The organism is Fundidesulfovibrio butyratiphilus (assembly GCF_054657235.1).
The window spans coordinates 188,047-206,951 of record NZ_BAAHXA010000002.1; the positions used below are offsets into that span (position 1 = coordinate 188,047).

General features: G+C 57.6%; 16 protein-coding genes. 8 read left to right on the plus strand and 8 right to left on the minus strand.

Annotated elements, in window-relative coordinates; translation table 11 throughout:
• Window positions 1-63 precede the first annotated feature (63 nt).
• Both ACYQ01_RS12005 and coaBC read right to left on the minus strand, forming a co-directional pair.
• A complete protein-coding gene (locus ACYQ01_RS12005) occupies window positions 64-636 on the minus strand; it encodes a hypothetical protein (RefSeq protein WP_459934102.1) in 573 nt (190 codons plus the stop codon).
• The gene (gene coaBC, locus ACYQ01_RS12010; protein ID WP_459934103.1) at window positions 612-1,838 is read right to left on the minus strand and encodes a bifunctional phosphopantothenoylcysteine decarboxylase/phosphopantothenate--cysteine ligase CoaBC; all 1,227 of its coding nucleotides are present in this window, start codon (window positions 1,836-1,838) and stop codon (window positions 612-614) included. Before coaBC ends, ACYQ01_RS12005 begins: the two co-directional genes overlap by 25 nt.
• On the opposite strand from coaBC, the gene ACYQ01_RS12015 reads away from it, so the two are divergent.
• On the plus strand, window positions 1,796-2,167 hold the full coding sequence (locus ACYQ01_RS12015; RefSeq protein ID WP_459934104.1) for a SemiSWEET family sugar transporter: 372 nt from the start codon (window positions 1,796-1,798) through the stop codon (window positions 2,165-2,167). The genes coaBC and ACYQ01_RS12015 overlap by 43 nt on opposite strands.
• 13 nt (window positions 2,168-2,180) lie before the next feature.
• Here ACYQ01_RS12015 and ACYQ01_RS12020 read toward each other — a convergent pair whose 3' ends face one another.
• The 6 genes from ACYQ01_RS12020 to ACYQ01_RS12045 all read right to left on the minus strand — a co-directional run bounded on the left by ACYQ01_RS12020 (window position 2,181) and on the right by ACYQ01_RS12045 (window position 10,717).
• Entirely contained in the window at window positions 2,181-2,483 is a 303-nt protein-coding gene (locus ACYQ01_RS12020) for a DUF190 domain-containing protein (protein ID WP_459934105.1), read from the minus strand.
• A gap of 19 nt (window positions 2,484-2,502) precedes the next feature.
• A complete protein-coding gene (gene crcB / locus ACYQ01_RS12025) occupies window positions 2,503-2,886 on the minus strand; it encodes a fluoride efflux transporter CrcB (RefSeq protein ID WP_459934106.1) in 384 nt (127 codons plus the stop codon).
• A 6-nt stretch (window positions 2,887-2,892) separates the two neighbouring features.
• Window positions 2,893-5,334, minus strand: a complete 2,442-nt coding sequence (gyrA, locus tag ACYQ01_RS12030; protein ID WP_459934107.1) for a DNA gyrase subunit A — start codon at window positions 5,332-5,334, stop codon at window positions 2,893-2,895.
• Window positions 5,335-5,417: 83 nt separating this feature from the next.
• Window positions 5,418-7,877: a DNA topoisomerase (ATP-hydrolyzing) subunit B gene (gene gyrB / locus ACYQ01_RS12035; RefSeq protein ID WP_459934108.1), complete on the minus strand. Its 2,460-nt coding sequence runs from the start codon at window positions 7,875-7,877 to the stop codon at window positions 5,418-5,420.
• The gene (gene dnaN / locus ACYQ01_RS12040; RefSeq protein ID WP_459934109.1) at window positions 7,874-9,031 is read right to left on the minus strand and encodes a DNA polymerase III subunit beta; all 1,158 of its coding nucleotides are present in this window, start codon (window positions 9,029-9,031) and stop codon (window positions 7,874-7,876) included. The genes gyrB and dnaN overlap by 4 nt, the downstream gene beginning before the upstream one ends.
• A 363-nt stretch (window positions 9,032-9,394) precedes the next feature.
• On the minus strand, window positions 9,395-10,717 hold the full coding sequence (locus ACYQ01_RS12045; RefSeq protein WP_459934110.1) for a DnaA/Hda family protein: 1,323 nt from the start codon (window positions 10,715-10,717) through the stop codon (window positions 9,395-9,397).
• 363 nt (window positions 10,718-11,080) lie between these two features.
• Between ACYQ01_RS12045 and ACYQ01_RS12050 the strand changes: the two genes are divergently transcribed.
• The 7 genes from ACYQ01_RS12050 to ACYQ01_RS12080 all read left to right on the plus strand — a co-directional run bounded on the left by ACYQ01_RS12050 (window position 11,081) and on the right by ACYQ01_RS12080 (window position 18,657).
• A complete protein-coding gene (locus ACYQ01_RS12050) occupies window positions 11,081-12,247 on the plus strand; it encodes a homocysteine biosynthesis protein (protein ID WP_459934111.1) in 1,167 nt (388 codons plus the stop codon).
• Between the two features lie 342 nt (window positions 12,248-12,589).
• The gene (locus ACYQ01_RS12055) at window positions 12,590-12,865 is read left to right on the plus strand and encodes an FmdB family zinc ribbon protein (protein WP_459934112.1); all 276 of its coding nucleotides are present in this window, start codon (window positions 12,590-12,592) and stop codon (window positions 12,863-12,865) included.
• Window positions 12,866-12,940: 75 nt separating this feature from the next.
• A complete protein-coding gene (gene purB, locus ACYQ01_RS12060; protein ID WP_459934113.1) occupies window positions 12,941-14,236 on the plus strand; it encodes an adenylosuccinate lyase in 1,296 nt (431 codons plus the stop codon).
• Window positions 14,233-14,781, plus strand: a complete 549-nt coding sequence (pyrE, locus tag ACYQ01_RS12065) for an orotate phosphoribosyltransferase (protein WP_459934114.1) — start codon at window positions 14,233-14,235, stop codon at window positions 14,779-14,781. The genes purB and pyrE overlap by 4 nt, the downstream gene beginning before the upstream one ends.
• A 35-nt stretch (window positions 14,782-14,816) precedes the next feature.
• Window positions 14,817-16,130 carry a L,D-transpeptidase family protein gene (locus ACYQ01_RS12070; RefSeq protein WP_459934115.1) on the plus strand — a complete coding sequence of 438 codons (1,314 nt, stop codon included), beginning with the start codon at window positions 14,817-14,819 and terminating at the stop codon, window positions 16,128-16,130.
• 3 nt (window positions 16,131-16,133) lie between these two features.
• Window positions 16,134-16,907: a hypothetical protein gene (locus ACYQ01_RS12075; RefSeq protein ID WP_459934116.1), complete on the plus strand. Its 774-nt coding sequence runs from the start codon at window positions 16,134-16,136 to the stop codon at window positions 16,905-16,907.
• On the plus strand, window positions 16,891-18,657 hold the full coding sequence (locus ACYQ01_RS12080; protein WP_459934117.1) for a M99 family carboxypeptidase catalytic domain-containing protein: 1,767 nt from the start codon (window positions 16,891-16,893) through the stop codon (window positions 18,655-18,657). Before ACYQ01_RS12075 ends, ACYQ01_RS12080 begins: the two co-directional genes overlap by 17 nt.
• Window positions 18,658-18,905: the final 248 nt, after the last annotated feature.

Below are 18,905 nucleotides of genomic sequence, written 5' to 3' on the forward strand. Positions count from 1 at the left end.
CCCTGGCGGCTGGTACGATGCTGGATACCCACTGTCAAGTTTCAAAAATATATGGCGCCAGGGTCATGAAAGGGAATCTTTCAGGGATTGAAGACGCTCAAGAACACGTGGATCAATCAGTTCCGCTCGATCGAATTCATGAAAATCCGGCAATGAGACATGGGAAACATCACACAAATTCAACACAGATACCATTTGTTCATGGAATGAAATATTGTTTTGAACCGATTGGCTTTCGAAATAGACAATTGCACGAGGAACAAGAGTATGAAGACCAAGTAAAAAAATATCAGGTTGAAAAAGAAGGCTCTCGTCTTTCCATAGGGTAAAAGGCCAAAAACAAATCGAACCTTTAGGCCAAGCCAACGCTTGAATGAGTTGTTTCAGGACGCGTGATCGGTTGGCTGACCCCAATCCCATCAGGTCCTGCCCAAGCTCGGCGTACGTCCACAATGTTGTACATCCAGGCTCGGTATTTTCAAGAAGCTTGCGAAATTCCTTGGGAAGATCATCAACACGAGCTTCTTGAAATGTTTCACGTGAAATATTGTCGGATGGAGGACGAAACATATAGCGAATACCCGCTGAAAAAAAAACTCGCTGGCATTCGTTCAATCCAAAAGCTGCGTCATCCATTCCATCAGTCTCCAGCCGATTTCACTTTTGGAAAGCGTCGGCCAGGTTTCGTTGCGTCCCTTGGCGTCAAGCACATACACGATGTTGGTCGGCACGGCGAATCCTGATCCTTCGGCAGTGACGGAGTTGGCCACCATGAGATCGCAATGCTTTTCTTGAAGCTTGAAGGAGGCCCAGTGCTCCAGGTTGCCGGTTTCCGCGCAAAATCCGAGAAGCTTCTGCCCGGGAGCCTTGTTTTCCCCGAGCGTGCGCAAGATATCGGGATTCGATGTGAATGCGACGCGCATGTCGCCATCTTGAATGTCGCGCTTCTTGAATTTGCCACCCGTAAAAGGAACAGGCGAAAAATCGGACACGGCCGCGCTCATGAGACCAATATCCTGGGTCGGCCAAAGATCGATACACGCTTCATACATTTGCCGTGCGGATACCACGGGGACCCGGGCAACGTCCGGGGGAAACCAGAGATCGACCGGTCCATGGACGACACTGACCTTTGCCCCGCGCAGCCAAGCGGCCATGGCCAGGCAGGCGCCCATGAGCCCTGTGGACGGATTGGTCCAATAGCGAACCGGATCAAAAAATTCCTGGGTCGGCCCAAGAGTGACGAGCACATGGGTTCCGGCCATATCCTGAACGGTCAACGCGCGCAAAACCTCGATGACCATGTATTCCAGATTTGGCAATCGCCCTCTTCCGGTTTCGCCGCAGGCCATTTCACCGGATTCGGGTTCGAGGATTTTCACACCGCGTTTTTGAAGAAGAGCAAGGTTGTCTTGCGTAGCGGACGCTTCAAACAGCCTGGGATTCATGGTTGGCGCCACGAGCACGGGACCCTGGAAAGCGAGGTACTGCGTGCTGAGAATTTCATCAGCGATCCCGTGCGCCATCTTCGCCAAGGTATTGGCAGTGGCCGGAGCGACAAGCATGGCTTTGGTTTTTTGGGCCGGTTCGAGATGGCCAAAGGCACTGTCCGGAGTATCCCAAAGCGATGTATACACCGCGCTTGCCCCAAGGGATTCAAAAAGCAGGGGACTGACAAACTTTGCCGCGCCAGAGGTCAGGGTGACGCTCACATCCAAGCCGACTTGCAGCAACATGCGAAGAATTTCCGCGGACTTGTAGGCTGCGACGGAACCGGTTACTCCCAGATGAACCGGTGTGGACCGGTGGATGGCAAAGTTCAGATGGTGCGCAAGCATGGTGTTTTTTCCTCAAAGAACAATATGTTGCGGAGGAAGGTCATTTGTTGGATTCATTCTGGGTTGAAGCGATTGGCATTCTCGCCGGTACGCTGACGACGGGGGCCTATGTGCCACAAGTCTTGCGAACCATGCGAACGCGTTCCGTCGGTGACATTTCCTTTCTCATGTACGCCATTTTGGCGATGGGAATCGGTCTGTGGATCGTCTACGGGGTTCTGGTTCAATCCGTGTCCGTCATTTTGGCCAACACGGTCAGTCTGGGCATGATTCTGGCCATGTTGATCATGAAAATTCGCTTTGACGGCTCGTTTCGCAAGCACAAATAGACGTATTCACCGATCAGGGCAAGAGCGCTTCCACCTGCTCACGGGTGACCAGGCAGGTGGGAGCGATAAGCAACACATCATCAAGAAAGGATTCAACGGCTTCGGGTTCATCCAGAATTTCGACTATCAAGGGAAGATCGTCGGATAAACGCAAAATCTTTGCGGTATGAATCAGGCTGTGTTTGCCGTAGCCCATCACGCCCCGAATGACGGTCGCGCCATGCAGCTTTTTGGCGCGGGCCGCCTTGACCAAGGCCAACGAGGCGGATTCGCCCTGAAACGTGTCCTGTTCCCCTAGATAGATGCGCAAACGCACAAGGGCGCTCCACTCCATCTCAGAGCACCCTGCCGACAAACATGCCCGTCATCATGGCGAGCAATCCCACGACATTTTGCCCGAAAAAGTTTCCGGCGACCTTGATCCACTCTCCCCCGCGAAGGAGTTCCGTGGTTTCGAACATGTAGGACGAAAAGGTGGTGAACGCGCCCATGAATCCTACCAGAATGATGACCCGCGCCTGGGAGGACAGGTACAAACGTTCCTCGCTCAACACCCACACGAGCCCGAACAGAAAGCACCCGAAGATGTTGACGGACCAGGTTCCCCAGGGAAATCCCGGGCCCGCCAAACGCTGCACCACGCCGGAAAGCCAATACCGGCTCAAGGTGCCGCAAACGCCGGCCACGGCAAGCAGGGCAAGCTTTTGGGAGACGTTCATACCCTATTACAGGGGGGCCGACTCATCGGCATTTTCCGTGGCGTCCACCAAATCGAACCCCACCACTTTTTCGCCGTCGTCCATGCGAACCAGGGTCACGCCCTGAGCGGCGCGTCCCACATTGGAAATTTCGCCCACACGCAAGCGGATGACCTTGTTGCCGGAAGTGAGCAGAAGGATTTCATCGCTATCGGCCACCATGACCGCGCCCACGACATGTCCGGTTTTTTGCGTGACCTTCATGTTGATGACGCCTTTTCCACCCCGGCTTTGAACCCGGTAGTGATCCCGGTCCGTCCGTTTTCCGAACCCGTGCCCGGCGACTGTGAGAATCTGAGAGCGTTCAGATGTGCCGTCTATCACGACGCCCGACGCGACGCTGTCTTCCCCGCGCAACGCGATACCGCGCACGCCGGCGGCAGAACGGCCCATGGGGCGCACGTCCCCCACATTGAAGCGAATGGCCAGTCCCATTTCCGTGGCCAGAATGATCTCAGCGCTGGAAGGCACTTCCTTGACGTCGAGCAACTCGTCGTTGTCGTTCAGGTTGACGGCCTTGATGCCCCCTACCCGCACGTTTTTGTAGAGATCGATGGCCGTGCGTTTGACCATGCCCTTGCGCGTGACAAAAAGAAAAAACCGTTCCGGGGTGAATTCCCGAATGGTGATGGCCGTGGCCACGACCTCGTCTTTTTCCATGGGCAGCAAATTGGCGATGTGCACACCCTTGGCCACACGCGAGCCTTCGGGAACCTGGTGCACCTTGAGTTGATGCATCCGGCCCTGGTTGGTAAAAAGCAGCAGATATTGATGATTTGTTGTGGTGCAGAAAAACTGGATCGTGTCTTCGGCGCTGGTGTGCACCCCGGCTATGCCCTTTCCGCCGCGTCGTTGCTGCTGGTAGGTGTCCAGGGGGGTGCGTTTGATGTAGCCGCGTCTGGAGAGGGTAATGACGACGTTGTCGTCCGGGATGAGGTCCTCGATATCAATGCCTTCCAGGCTTTCGAGGATCTCGGTCTTGCGCGGGGTGGCATATTTGTCTTTGAGCTCGCGCACTTCGTCGCGAATGACCCCGAGCAACACTTCTTCGCTTTCCAGGATGGACTTGAGGTACAGGATCAATTTTTTGAGTTCCTCGAGTTCATCCAAAATCTTCTGGCGTTCCAGGTTGGTGAGACGCTGCAAGCGCATGTCGAGGATGGCCTGGCTCTGTCTTTCGGAAAGACCGAAACGGACCATGAGCTTTTCCTTGGCTTCCTGGGGAGTCTTGGAAGCCCGAATCATGGCCACCACTTCGTCGATGAAGTCCAGGGCGATGCGCAAACCTTCCAGGATATGCGCGCGCTCTTCGCTCTTGCGCAAGTCAAAGCGTGTGCGCCGAAGCACCACTTCCTTGCGGTGTTCGAGAAAATATCCCAACAATTGCTTCAAGTTGCACAGTACGGGCCGGTTGCCGGCCACGACCAGCATGTTGATGCCGAAAGACGTCTCCAGCGGCGTGTATTTGTACAAGCTGTTGGTGACGATGTCGGGGATGGAACCGCGCTTGAGTTCCAGCACAATACGGATTCCCTTGCGGTCGGACTCGTCGCGAAGATCGCTTACGTTGTCGATCTTTTTCTCGTTGATGAGCTGGGCGATTTTTTCCACCAGGGAGGACTTGTTCAGCGCGTAGGGGATTTCCCGAATGATGACCAGTTCATGGCCTTTCTTGGGCGTCTCCACCTCGACCTTGCCCCGGATCTTGAACGTGCCGCGTCCGGTCCGGTAGGCTTCGACCAGTCCGGCTCCGCCATAAATCGACGCCCCGGTGGGAAAATCCGGTCCGGGCACGCGGGCGATGACCTCATCCACGGGAGCGTGCGGATTGTCGATGAGAAAAAGCAGGGCGTCGCAGAGTTCGCCCAGGTTGTGGGGCGGAATATTGGTGGCCATGCCCACGGCGATGCCGGAACTGCCGTTGACCAGCAGATTGGGCACCTTGGTGGGCAGTACCGAAGGCTCTTCCAAGGAGTTGTCGTAGTTGGGACGAAAATCAACGGTCTCTTTCTCGATGTCGCCCAAAAACTCGCTTGTCAGACGAGACATGCGCACTTCGGTATAACGCATGGCCGCCGCGGCGTCGCCGTCTATGGAGCCGAAGTTGCCCTGCCCGTCGACCAGGGGGTCGCGCATGGAAAATTCCTGGGCCATGCGCACCAGGGCGTCGTACACGGCGGAATCGCCATGCGGATGGTATTTGCCGATGACGTCGCCAACAATGCGAGCGGACTTCTTGTACGGCCGGTTCCACGTGTTGGATAGCTCGTGCATGGCGAAGAGTATGCGCCGATGCACGGGCTTGAGGCCGTCACGAACATCTGGAATGGCCCTGCCCACAATGACGGACATGGAATATTCCAGGTAGGATTTCTTCAGTTCCGTCTCAATGCTGATCTGGTCAAGCACGCTGTAGTCTCCAAAAAAGGCGCTTCAAAGAACGTCAGGCGAGCGATCCGTGGGACACTGGCCCGTCATGGAAAAAAGACGGATCAAATGTCCAAATCGCGGACCGCCAATCCATAACGCTGGATGAACTCGCGGCGTTTTTCCACTTCGTCGCCCATGAGGTCGGTGAAACGGCGATCGGCTTCTCCGGCGTCGTCGATGGTCACGCGCAGAAAGGTCCGGTTCTCGGGGTTCATGGTGGTATCCCACAACTGGACGGGATTCATTTCCCCCAGGCCCTTGTAACGCTGGATATTGAGCCCCTTGTGGGCTTCGTCCAACACGTTCTGAAGGAGTTCGAACACGCCTTCCACAGTGCTCGACATGTCCTTGCGGGAAAGGGTGAAGGCCGTGCCGCCAAAGGCTTCGCGCAGTTCGCTCAACAGGGTCCAGCACTGGCGGTAGGCTTTGGAGCCGAAAAATTCGACGCCCAAACGGGTGCGCAGACCACCTTGCGAGGTGAAAAGCGCAAAGAGCCGATGCTCGGAATCGTCTTCTTCTCGCGTCAGGGAAAGGTCGTACTCGCTGTCACGCAGGTAGTCGCGAAACGTGCGCAAATGGTCGGGTTCGTTGAGGGCTTTTTCCAGGTGGTCGGGATCCATGCCTTCGATCTTTTCCGGATCCAGGTCGAAGTCCCCGGGAATCAACCGATCGGGATAGCGCAAGAGCTTCCATAAAAGCGTCTCGGAAACGCCGTAGGACTGGGCTTCGGCAAAGCGCGTCTGCAGGGTCTCGATTTTTGCCAAAAGCTCGCGCAGGGGAGCGTTTTCGTAGGACACGCCGTTGGACGATGTCACACTCAGGTCCTGTGTGACGCGAGACAAGAGAAAATCGGAAAGTTCCTTGTCGTCCTTGATGAACCGCTCGAAATCCCCTTTGTGCACGCGGTACAGGGGCGGCTGGGCAATGTAGAGATAGCCGCTTTCGATGAGTTCCTGATACTGACGAAAAAAGAACGTGAGCAAAAGCGTGCGGATGTGCGCTCCGTCCACGTCGGCGTCGGTCATGATGACGATCTTGTGATAGCGCAGCCGGGAAAGATCCACCGAATCCTCGTTCATGGACGGGCTCGGTCCCATGGCCGTGATCAGGGCGCGAATTTCCTTGTTGCCGAGCATGCGGTCGAACCGGGTTTTCTCGACGTTCAGGATCTTGCCGCGCAGGGGCAAAATGGCCTGAAATTTGGGGTCCCTCCCCTGCTTGGCCGAACCGCCGGCCGAATCGCCCTCCACGATGAACAGTTCGGAGAGTTCCGGGCTCTTGGACTGGCAGTCGGCAAGCTTGCCCGGAAGCGCGTTGTCGGACAGGGCGCCTTTGCGGCGAACCAGATCCTTGGCCTTGCGCGCGGCTTCCCGGGCCCTGGCGGCGTCCACGGCCTTGTCCACGATGAGCTTGGCGTCCTTGGGATTTTCTTCGAAAAACGTGTTGAGAACGTCAAAGCAGATCTTGGCCACCTGCCCCGCCACTTCGGAATTGCCGAGCTTGGTCTTGGTCTGGCCTTCGAACTGGGGCTGGGAAATCTTCACGCTCAAGACCGCGGTCAGGCCTTCGCGCACGTCGTCGCCGGTCAGCTTCTGCTTGAGTTTCTTGATGAGACCGGATTTCTCGATATAGACGTTGATCGCCCGGGTCAGCGCGGTCTTGAATCCGGCCAGATGCGTGCCGCCTTCCTTGGTGCGGATGTTGTTGACGAAGGTCAGGACATCTTCCTTGTAGCCGGCGTTGTACTGCAGGGCGAAGTCCACGATGGTGGTGTCCACCTGTCCCGAACCGGCGATGAGTTCGTGAATGCCCATGGACCCGGAATTGAGGTCGGTCACGAACTGGCGGATTCCCCCCTCGAAGTGGAAGACCTGCTCCTCCTGGGTGCGCTCGTCGCGAAATTCAATGGACAACCCCTTGTTCAGGTAGGCCAATTCCTCGAACCGTTTAGCCAGGGTTTCGTGTACGAAATCCGCGGTCTCGAATATCTGGTCATCGGGAAGAAAGCGTACGGTGGTGCCGGTTCCCTCGGCCTCGCCCAGGAGTTTGACCGGGGTCACGGGCGCGCCGCGTTCGTAGCGCTGCTGGTAGCGCGATCCGCCGCGTTTGATGGTTACTTCCAGGTATTCGGAAAGGGCGTTGACGCAGGAAACGCCTACGCCGTGCAATCCGCCCGACACCTTGTAGGCGTTGTTGTCGAACTTGCCGCCGGCGTGCAGCACGGTCATGACCACTTCGACGGCGGGACGGTGCTCCTTGGGATGCATGTCCACGGGAATGCCGCGCCCGTTGTCGGCCACGGTGACCGAGTTGTCCAGATGGATCACCACCCGGATGCGGTCGCAATAGCCGGCCATGGCTTCGTCGATGGAGTTGTCCACGACTTCGTAGACAAGATGATGCAACCCGCGCACATCGGTGGAGCCGATATACATGGCGGGACGTTTTCGTACCGCCGAAAGTCCTTCGAGAACGGTGATGGAGTTGGCGTTGTAGCTTTGAGACTGCTCGTTTGGCGTCATGCGGAAGCTTCCTCGCTGTAATACGTCTCCTCGACGATCTTCATCGGCATGATTATGACGAGATAGTCCGTGTCGTCCTCCCCGGTTATACCGCAAGGTCCTTCGGAGCCGGTCAAGGAAAAGCGCACATTGGACGAATGGTAGTGACCGAGAATTTCCAGAAGGTCCTTGGTGGGAAAAGCGATCTTTTTCAGATCGCCGGTGAAGGTCGACTCCAGCGACTCCGTGGCCGCTCCGGTCTCCTGGCCCTGGCTCTGCAACATGAGCTGGGCGGGATCGTCGAAAAGGAAATAGGTGCACCGGTTGTTGTCGGTATTGAAGATGGCGATGCGGTCGAGCGCTTCGGCCAGGGCCATTTTTTCCACCGTGAGGTCCGAAACTCCGGTCACGGAAAGCTTGCTCACGAAATTTTTGTAGTCGGGATACTGAAAATAGGACAACGGCAAGCTGAAGGTTTCACTCTGGTCCTGGGTGCGAAAGAAAAGACGCTTCTGGCTGATGGCCAGTTCGATCTCGTCGGCGGTGAGCCATTTCTTGAGTTCGAGCACGTATTTTTTCTGAATGAGAATGCCTTCGGGCGGCATGATTCCCTTGATGTCGTCGTTCAAAAACGAAGCCATGGCGAATTGATGGCCATTGAGTCCGCAGACTTCCACGCGTTCGTCCACGGGTTTGAAATACATGCAGGCCATGGCTTCCATGGTGTCTTCGTCGGAAATGCAAAAGAACACCCGGTCGATGAGTTCGTTGAGAAAATCGCCGGACCACATGACGTGGCCTTGGGCGGGAAAAGCGGCAAAATCCTGGAACCAGCTTTTTTCGCTGGTAGGAAGCTTGTAGCGGCGCGCCCCCTGGTGCACCAAGAGATTTTGGCTCTCCGGATCGAGCTTGAGGTGGATTTCGCCTTTAGGCAGCTTGCGCACGAGATCGAAAAACGACCGGCCTTGAACACCCACCAAACCGTTTTCCACCACTTCGGCCCGATACTTGCCGACGAATTCCAGGCTGGAGTCGGTGGACATGATGCGCAAGGAGCCGTTTTCGGCCTGCAACCAGATGGTGCGCAAGAAGGCCGCTCCCGTCTTGGCAGGAATGATATTGGCCGATTTTTGCAGGCCTTCGATGATGTCTTCACGGGTGACCTTCACGAACATGGTCGTCTCCTTAGGAATGCATAAGCGTGCTTGGTCAGGGGAGTAGAGATCGGCGCGGCACGAGACATCATACGGAAAATCAGCGAAAAAGAAAGCCCTTCCTGCCCGGTGCTCACGAATGCCAATGGGACAATCATCAAGCATTGGAACCCTTTATGGATTAGCCAATGCCCATTTTCAAAACGAGGGACTTCCCGTTCGAAGCGACAGCTTCAATCTTAAAACAGGATTTGAAAAGAGAAAAAGGTTGTCGGAATAATAGGGGGGTGCTTCTTGTGCCAAAAACAAAGAACAAGCTTGAATCCTTATATTTTTTGCGAATGCGGTTTTGATCGGCAAGTGACACTTGCGCGTCTTGCTCCGTCATGAGCCTTCGCCAGTGTTCGCTTTGGCCAACATTTTGCGCAAGCTTGCCACCTTTTCTTTCATAACCGGATTATCCAGTTGCATTTCTTGAACTTTTCGAATGGCGTACAGGACAGTGCTGTGGTCCTTGCCGCCAAACAGTTTGCCCAGGGCCGGATAGGACAGGGCCAGGATCTCTCGACACAGCAGCATGGCCACTTGGCGGGCGGCGACCACCTCCTTGTGCCTGCGGTTGCCTACTAGATCGGAAACATCCAGTTCGAACTGCTCCGCGACCAGGCGGATAATATCTTCCGGGCTCAGGCGGGGCGCTTCGCTGGCGGTTTCGTGACCGAGGATATTTTCGAAGATGGAATCGGAAATATCACGCTTGAGAAGCTCCCTGTAGGCCTGGAATTTGTTCAATACTCCGGTAAGGGTTCTAAAATCCGCGTGATTCTGGGCCAAGGTGAGCATCTGGGCCTTGGTAAGGCCAATTTTTTTTCGTTGGCAGTGGCTTTGCGTGTACTTGAGTCGCACGTCCAAATCCGGACGCGAAAGCGGAACCGACAGCCCCCAATCCAGGCGCGTGCGCAAGGCTTCGGGCAAAAAGTCCATGTCCGCCGGCTTCTGGTTGGCCGTAAATACCATGAGGCGCTTGAGATCATGGAACATGTTGAACAGGATCAGCACCATCCTCCCCAGGCCCGGATACGAAGCGAGATGCTGCAAGTCATCCAGAAAAAAGAATTTGTAGCCGGACATGTGCGTGCGCAGGGCCATGGGGACGTCGCGTGGCAGTGCGGCCGAGAGTTCGGCCAGGTCGTCCACGTTGCCCAGAAACAAGACGCTTTGGTCGTGGCGCTTGGAAAGCTCGTTGGCCATGGAGCGCAAGAGGTGCGACTTGCCCGTGCCGGCTTCACCGGTCAGCACCAGGGGATTGAATTTCACTTCGCGACTTTTGGCCGCGTCGCGGACCGATGCCAATGCGAACAAATTTTTTTGATTGGTAAAAAAACTTTCGAAGGTGAATTCGTGTCCGAAAGGAAAATCCACCGAGCTGTGAAAAAACTCGGAAAAAGACGACGCCATTTGAATGTTGCGTCCAGCAGGTGTTCTGTAGCGCAACACATGGCCTGGGCCGAAAAACAGTCCGGCATGGCGCTCGAAGGCTTCCTTGACGTTTTCCTCGAACCATTGCGCGAACAAGGGATGGGGAAACTCCACGGAGATTTCCAACGGATACGTGCCCTCTGTGATGACCAGGCCGTCGTACCAGCGGGAAAGTTCTTCCTCGCTAAACGATTGCAAGAGATGTCGGCGCAAAGACGCGTGCAGCACAAGACCTCTGGAAGATGGGTAAGAAAGTGAAGCGGAAAAGAAGGAACAGGCGACCGGGGAAAAACCCCTTGTGTGGACAAAAAAGAGTTCTCCCCAGACCCTTCATCTCCAAAAAACAGTCTCCCGGTGTCTGAAGAGGTTCGCTGGGCCTGACCCCGAACAAAGTTATTTGAGGAGCGGAGTTCGCAGGAGGGAACGTTTTGTTCACAAATGGTCCCTTTGCCTGATTTTTCAGTCTTTTTTCCTCTTCCCCGTACATACCAAATCCACCCGAGAGGTGGCAACGGGGGTGCCCGAGCTTGCCAAGCGGACGGATTTGGGCCAACGTTACGCCGCTTTTTTCAAGCGCCAAGGGGAAGAGACATGTCCGCACCTGTGAAAAAGACCATTCGCGAGATCAACGAGCGCCTTTCCAAGGGCAAGGCCGTCATCCTCACCGCCGAGGAGATGGTGGAAGCCGTGAAAAAGATGGGCAAGACCGCGGCCGCCAAGGAAGTGGACGTGGTGACCACGGGGACGTTTTCGCCCATGTGCTCGTCGGGGTTGCTGTTCAACTTCGGACAGGAGCCGCCGGTCATGAAGGCGTCGCAGGTGTGGCTCAACAACGTTCCCTGCATGGCCGGCCTGGCCGCCGTGGACGCCTACATGGGCTGCACCGAGCCCAGCGTGGACGATCCCCTGAACAAGGTCTATCCCGGCCGGTTCAAGTACGGCGGAGGCCACGTCATCGAGGACCTGCTGCGGGGCAAGGCCGTGCGCCTCAAGGCCCTGGCCTACGGCACGGATTGTTATCCCCGCCGGTCGCTGGAAAAGGACGTGACCCTGGCCCAGTTGCGCAACGCCGAGCTCATCAATCCCCGCAACTGCTACCAGAACTACAACGTGGCGGTGAACCTCACCAGCCGAATCATCTACACCTACATGGGTCCCCTGCGCCCCAATTGCAAGAACGCCAACTACGCCACGGCGGGACAGATTTCGCCTCTTCTTAACGATCCGTTCCTTCGCACCATCGGTCTGGGGACGCGCATTTGGCTGGGAGGCGGCACCGGTTGGGTGATCGGGGCCGGAACGCAACACAATCCCAGGCCGCCCAGGAACGCCCGGGGAGTTCCCGAGGTGGCTTCGGGCACGCTCATGCTCAAGGGCGATCTCAAGGGCATGAGCGCCAAGTGGATCCGTGGAGTTTCCATCCTGGGCTACGGCTGCTCCATGGCCGTGGGCCTGGGCATTCCCATTCCCATTCTCGACGAGGAAATGGCCTTTTACACGGGAGTCAGCGACGCCGACATCACCGTGGCCGTGCGCGATTACGGGCACGACTACCCCAACGGCATCGACCGCATCCTTGGCTACGTGACGTTCGAGGAGCTCAAGAGCGGCCAGATTACGGTGAACGGCGAGACGGTCAAATCCGTGCCCGTGACCAGCTATTCGGCGTCTTTGGAAATAGCCCAGGATCTCAAGTCCAAGCTCGAAAAGGGAGAATTTTTCCTCACCGAGGCCCAGGACAAGATTCCCTCGTACTAGCGCCGCGTCCTGAGAAAACCAGGATTTTCGGGATGTTCTCCATGGGAATCAGGGGCGCGCGTGTCCTGGGGGACACACCCAGCCGGCGATTCCTGGACCGAAAAGACTGGACAGACAAGCCTGTTTTGTCTATGCGGACTTTTTACGCCACATGCTAGGAGAAACGCAATGAGCCACAAGAAGCACGAACGCAAGAAGGAACTCGACCGTCGCCGCAAACGTCGCCAGGAACGCCTCAAAGACCGTATCCGCGAAGCGAAGGCGGCCAAGAAGTCCTAAGATTTGACAATATTCGGCACACTGCTTATTTCCTAAGCCATTCGGCTTGTGGCAAGGAGGTTCATGATGCCCATCTACGAATACCGCTGTCAGGAGTGTCAGCAGACTTTCGAGGAGTGGCAGAAGGATTTCACCGAGCGCCAAGTGCCTTGTCCGGTCTGCGGAGGAAAGTCCGAGCGGATCATGTCCAACACGTCGTTTGTGCTCAAAGGCGGCGGTTGGTATAGCGATTTGTATTCCAAACCCGCTCAAAGCACGTCCGAATCGAGCCAGACCGAGTCCGCCACCGCTTCCGCTGCGTGTTCCACGTCCTGTAGCGGCGGAGGCTGCTCCAATTAATCCGACCGGCAAGGCAGCTTCGGCTGCCTTGCTTGTTTTCAAGCCCGGCCCTCGGGCCACGTAAGCGACACACCCATGATAGAACGCTACACCCGCCCGGAAATGGGCAGGCTTTGGAGCCTGGAAAATCGTTTTCGGGTCTGGCTCGAGGTCGAACTCGCCGTGTGCGAGGCCTGGCACGCCCTGGGAGAAATCCCCCAGGCCGATATGGAGAGTATCCGACAAAAGGCCGATATCGATGTCACGCGCATACTCGAACACGAGGAGCGCACACGCCACGACGTCATCGCCTTTCTCACAAACGTCGAAGAATTCGTCGGACCCTCGGCCCGGTTCATCCACTTGGGGTGTACGTCTTCCGACATCGTGGACACTGCCAACGGCGTTTTGCTCAAGCGCTCGGGCGAAATGGTGCTGGCCGGACTCGACAAGCTGCTCGACGTGCTCAAGCGGATGGCCCAGGACAACAGGGGCCGGCTCTGCATGGGGCGCACCCACGGCGTGCATGCCGAACCCACCTCGTTCGGCCTCAAGATGGCCGGTTTTTACGCCGAGTTTTCCCGTCACCGCCAGCGCGTGGCTCGGGCCGTGGAAAACGCGGCCGTGGGCAAGATTTCCGGAGCGGTGGGCACCTACGCCTACGTGCCGCCGGAAATCGAAAGTCGGGCCTGCGCCCTCTTGGGCCTGACCGCCGATCCCATTTCCACCCAGATCGTGCAGCGCGATCGCTACGCCGAATTTTTCACCGCCCTGGGCGTCATGGGCGGCGGGGTGGAACGCCTGTGCCTGGAACTGCGCCATCTTCAGCGCACCGAGGTGCTCGAGGTGGAAGAAGGCTTCGGCAAGGGCCAGAAAGGGTCCTCGGCCATGCCGCACAAGAAAAATCCCATCTCGGCCGAAAATCTGACCGGACTTTCCCGCCTCCTGCGCTCCAACGCCCTTGCAGCCATGGAAAACCAGGCCCTTTGGCACGAACGCGACATCTCCCACTCCTCGGTCGAACGGGTGATCATGCCCGACTCCACCATCCTGGCCGACTACATGCTGTCCCGGTTGGCCGGTCTGCTTTCCGGGTTGCGGGTCATCCCGGAGAACATGGAGCGCAACCTCTGGAGTTCATACGGTCTCTTCTTTTCCCAGGCCGTGCTTCTGGCCCTGATCGAAGGCGGCATGGAGCGGCAAAAGGCCTACGAGGCCGTGCAGCGCATCGCCATGGACTGCTGGACGCAAAAAAAGAACTTTCCCGAAGCCGTGCGCCATGATAGCGCCATGAGTGCGGCGCTTGGTCCCAAAGCGTTGGAAAGCCTCTTCGATCCGGCCAATTTCTTGAAATATGAAGACATGATATTGAAAAGGGTTTTCGGATCGTGAAGACCAGATTGGCGAAGCTCATCCTGGAAAAGTCCTACCGCGAGGGGGAGTTCATTCTTACCTCCGGTCGCAAGGCCGATTACTATTTCGACTGCAAACCCACCGCTCTTTGGCCCGAAGGCGCCTATCTTCTGGGCAATCTCTTTTGCGACATGCTCGACGGCGTGGACGTGACGGGCGTGGGCGGCATGACCCTGGGGGCCGATCCCTTGGTCAGCGCCGTCACCGTGGTTTCCTACACGCGCAACCGGCCCTTGCCCGGATTTATTGTCCGCAAGCAGTCCAAGGGACACGGCACCAACCAATTTCTTGAGGGGTTGACCAACTTTCGTCCCGGCGACAAGGTCGCCATGCTCGAAGACGTGGTCACCACCGGCGGAACACTTATCAAAGCCTGCGAGCGGGTACGCGAGGCCGGCCTTGATATCGTGGCCGTTCTGGCGGTTCTCGACCGGCAGGAAGGCGGGAAGGAAAACCTGGCCGAAGCCGGATACGCGTTGCGTTCGATCTTCACCAGGGCCGACCTCTTGAACGCAAAGGAGTAGAGCATCCCACCGTCGACTCAAGGAGGAGCCAGACCGTGGCCAAGTCCCGAAAATATTCCCGGATCATTTTTCCTGCGGTCGCATGGGCCGTCTGTTCTTTTGCGCTCTGTCTCGGCGTTTCCCTACCCGCCCGGGCCGAGAACGAAGGATGGTTCGTCAATCTGCGCGCCGATCCCACAGGGCCGGAAAAGTTTCTGGCCGTGGACAAGTCCTCCCAGACGTTTTGGTTTTTCGAACAGAAAAGCCCCCTGGTCGTCTTCAAGCAGTTGCCCTGCACCACGGGCAAGGAACCCGGCACCAAAACCCGGGAAGGCGATCTCAAGACCCCGGAGGGCGTGTATTTCATCAAGGAACGCCTGAGCGGCAACCTCGATTACAGCCTTTACGGCGAGTTGGCCTTCACCCTCAATTATCCCAATCCCGTCGACATCATCAACAAACACACGGGCAGCGGCATTTGGATCCACGGTCGGGGAAAGCCCATCACGCCCAACGAAAGCCAGGGCTGCGTCGCGCTCAACAATCCCGACATCAAGGACCTTGACGGGCAATTGGCCAAACGCACCATGCCCGTGATCATCGCCAACAAGGTGCACTGGAGCAAAGACGCGCCCCAGGTCCGCAAGGAGGCTCAGGAAGTGGTGGCCGCCACCCTGGAATGGGCCAAGGCCTGGTCGCGCAAGTCCGATGATTTTTTCGGTTTTCATGACGCGGTCAAGTTTTCCATAGCCCAGGGCGAACCGTTTTCCGTGTTTCGCGACCATAAGCGCCAACTCTTTTCCTCCCTGCCCTGGATCCATGTGCTCATCGACGACGTGCGCGCCGTGCAGGGGCCGGACTACTGGGTGACCTATTTCGGCCAGCTCTACCGCTCCCCCACCCTGACCAGCGAGGGAATCAAGCGCCTGTACTGGCAGAAGGACGACAAGGGCCGCTACGTGATCGTGGGGATGGACTACCAGGACGTCAACATGGGCCTGGAGGCCAAATACCTGGACCGTGTGCGCCCCGACGCCATCGCCCTGGTGGAGGCCTGGCGTCAGGCCTGGGAAAAGGGCAACCTTCAGGGATACATGGGGTTTTACGCCGAGAACGCCAGCCAGGGCGATCGGGAGGGCCGGTCGGCCATCCGGGAACAGAAACAAAAATTGTGGGCCGGCGCCAAGGCCCCGAAAAAGGTCGCCCTGCGGAACGTCAAGGTGGGCCTGGACAACAAAGGCCTGGAAGTCGAATTCGTCCAGGAATACGTCAGCAAGGACGGCGTTTCCGACAAGGGCCTCAAGAAGCTGGTGTTGGCCCCTCTTGGCGACAAGTGGCAGATCGTGGACGAAGACTGGAGAAAACTCTAGATCATGTCGAGCAAGGCCAAGATCAGCCTCATCTGGTTTCGTGACGACGAGCCGGCCAGGCGCATGCGCCTGCATCCGGGATGGTTGCGCGCCTTGACGTATCTGGCTGTTTGTTTGGCCCTTTTGGCTGTCGGCGGGGCCTACTCGGGTTGGGAATTCTGGCAACGCGCCCGCAAGATCGCCGAGGAAAAGCGCGACGTGGACAAACGTTTGGCCGAAACCCTTCTCCAGGTCGAGCGACTGGAAAATATCGACAAGCTCTTGCGCACATCCGATCCGAGCGAGCTTTCGCAATTGTTGGCCGGGCTGGGCGTGGCAATGCCCGCGGGCAAGGCTCCGACCGTCCAGACCGGCGCGAGCAAAAAAGACCAGGGCAAGAAAGATCAGCAACCCGAACGGGAAAGGCCGGCCGGTTTCGATCTGGCCGACATTCTTTCCAAAGTCGACCTGGGTCAGGTCGGCGTGGAAAATTTTCGCTTCAAGGTCGACGGCAAGACCGTGCATTACGGCTTCGACCTGAACAATCTCATGCCCCAGACCGCCTTGTCCGGCGGCGGCCGACTGCTCGTGATCGGTCGTGACGGCGCCATGATTCCCCTGGAGACCGGCAAGGACGATTTGGGTTTTCAAATTCAGCGATTCAAGCAGGTCAACGCCCAAGCCCCCCTGCCGAACCAGATGGATCGGCAAAACGTGTTCGCTTTGCGCCTGGTGATATCCAATTCCTCGGGCAAAACCATTTTCAGCGAGACGTATCCCCTTGTTCAGGCTCCCTAATGTCCTTTTCGGGCTGATTCTCGCGCTGACCGTGTGCGAACCGGCTCAAGCAGAGGTGCATACCTTTTTCCCCGGCACCCAATACGCCATCGACGTGCACTTTCTGCGCGGCGCGCAACCTGGTCCCACGGTCATGGTACAGGGCGGCATCCAGGGGGACGAATCCGCGGGATTTCTCACCGCCCAGTTGCTCACCCGGGCGAAGGTGACCAAGGGGACGATCATCATCGTCCCACGGGCCAATCCGCCCTCCATCCATGAACGCAAACGATCCATCAACGTCGATTTGAACCGGCGCTTCGACAAGGATTACAACGAGTTCTACGAAGACCGTCTGGCACGTCTCATCCGGTTCCTCGTGGGTCAAAGCAAGGCGCTTATCCACCTGCACGAAGGATCAGGATTCTACGATGCCAAGCAGATTTCCGACCTGCGCGGTCCCCATCGCTACGGCCAGTCGGTCATCATCGATACGGTCAACTACAAGCACGCCATTCCGCTGGCAAATATGGTGCGCGAGGTGCTCGACCGGCTCAACCAGGGCGTGGACAGGAAGGATTTCGCCTTTCAGCTTTTCAATATGGACACCTTCAACGACCGTTCCCACTATCTGGAACAACGCAAATCCCTGACCTACTATTGCCTCTCCAACGTAGGCATTCCGGCCGTGGCCGTGGAAGTCAGCAAGAACATCACCGACCTGGCCTGGAAGGTGAATCAGCAGATGCGGGCCACCACCCTCTTCTTGCGCGAATTCGGCGTGGAACTCGAACCCCCCGCGCTCTCGCCCGCCGATTTCCAAGCCTATCCGCCCCGGGAATACACCGTGCTGGTCAACGGTCGGCCCCTGGACAAGAACAAACCCCGGTTGAGCGTGAATCCCGGCTCCCCGCTCACGGTGCAATTGGCCCTGAACGACTCGCGAAATCCCCTTGATCCGGTCACCGCCGTCTTCGCTTCGGACCGGCCGGGGCTGAACCTGACCCGCGCTCCCCGACTGCCTTTGGCCCCGTTCGACACCCTGGACGTCCGGGCCGACGGCGTGGTGCTGGCCAAGGCCAAGCTGGACTGGAACGGGACCTGGCCCGCGGCCAAGCCCGGCGGGCCGACGGCGTTTGTCTGTTGGTTGGGGGGCAAGCTCAAGATCGTGCGCGCGGGACAGACACTTACCGCCGTGCAGGGCGATCAGCTTATTCTTGAAGGCGTACAGGGCAGCCGACGCGAAGAGGTGCTCAATCTCAAGGGTTATGTCTCGCGAGTGGGCGAAAACGACGGACAGGACGCCGGACAGGAAATCATTCTCGACCCGAAGAGCTTTATCGAGAAGTTCTTTCTCCCCTGCGACACGCCGGGGGAAACCCTGTGCGAAGTGGTGCGCGAAACGCCCGGGCAGCCCAAGGACCGGTTTCTCATTCGGCTGCTGCCCCGCAAGGTGCAAGCCCTGATCCTGGTCAAGCCCAACGGCGAGACGCTCACCCTGCCCTGGACCCCGGGCAAGCCCGCCGTGGCCCCTCCCGGGCGCTACACCCTGACCGACATTGTGGGCAACGGACCCGCCACCATGGTCCAGCCGTTTCTGGGCGACGCTCCCCTTACCCTGGGGAGGCCCTTTACGGTCACGGACAAAAGCGTGATCACCTTGCGCCAGTCCACCACGTTTGCGGATCTGGGGCGAATGGCGGTCATCGCTGAACTGCCGTCCGGCGACCTGCAACTGGCCCAGAACAGGGCTGACGGCTGGATGTTTTAACGCAGAAAGGCGAAGAGCCTCCGGCGGCCCAAGGGGGTGACCCCCTTGGAAATCCCCAATTGCCTGCCAACCGGTTTCCATCGCGCCCCCTAGAGACAAGCGCGGAAGCAAAGACAAGAGCGTGCGTCTTTTCGGCAAAGCCGAAAAGGCGCACATTCTTTTTCTTTTTGCCGTTCATGACCTTTTTTTCCATGCGGACTCATTATTTCCGCTCTCCCTTGCGGGGGTCTGGGGGCGGGCTCCGCCCC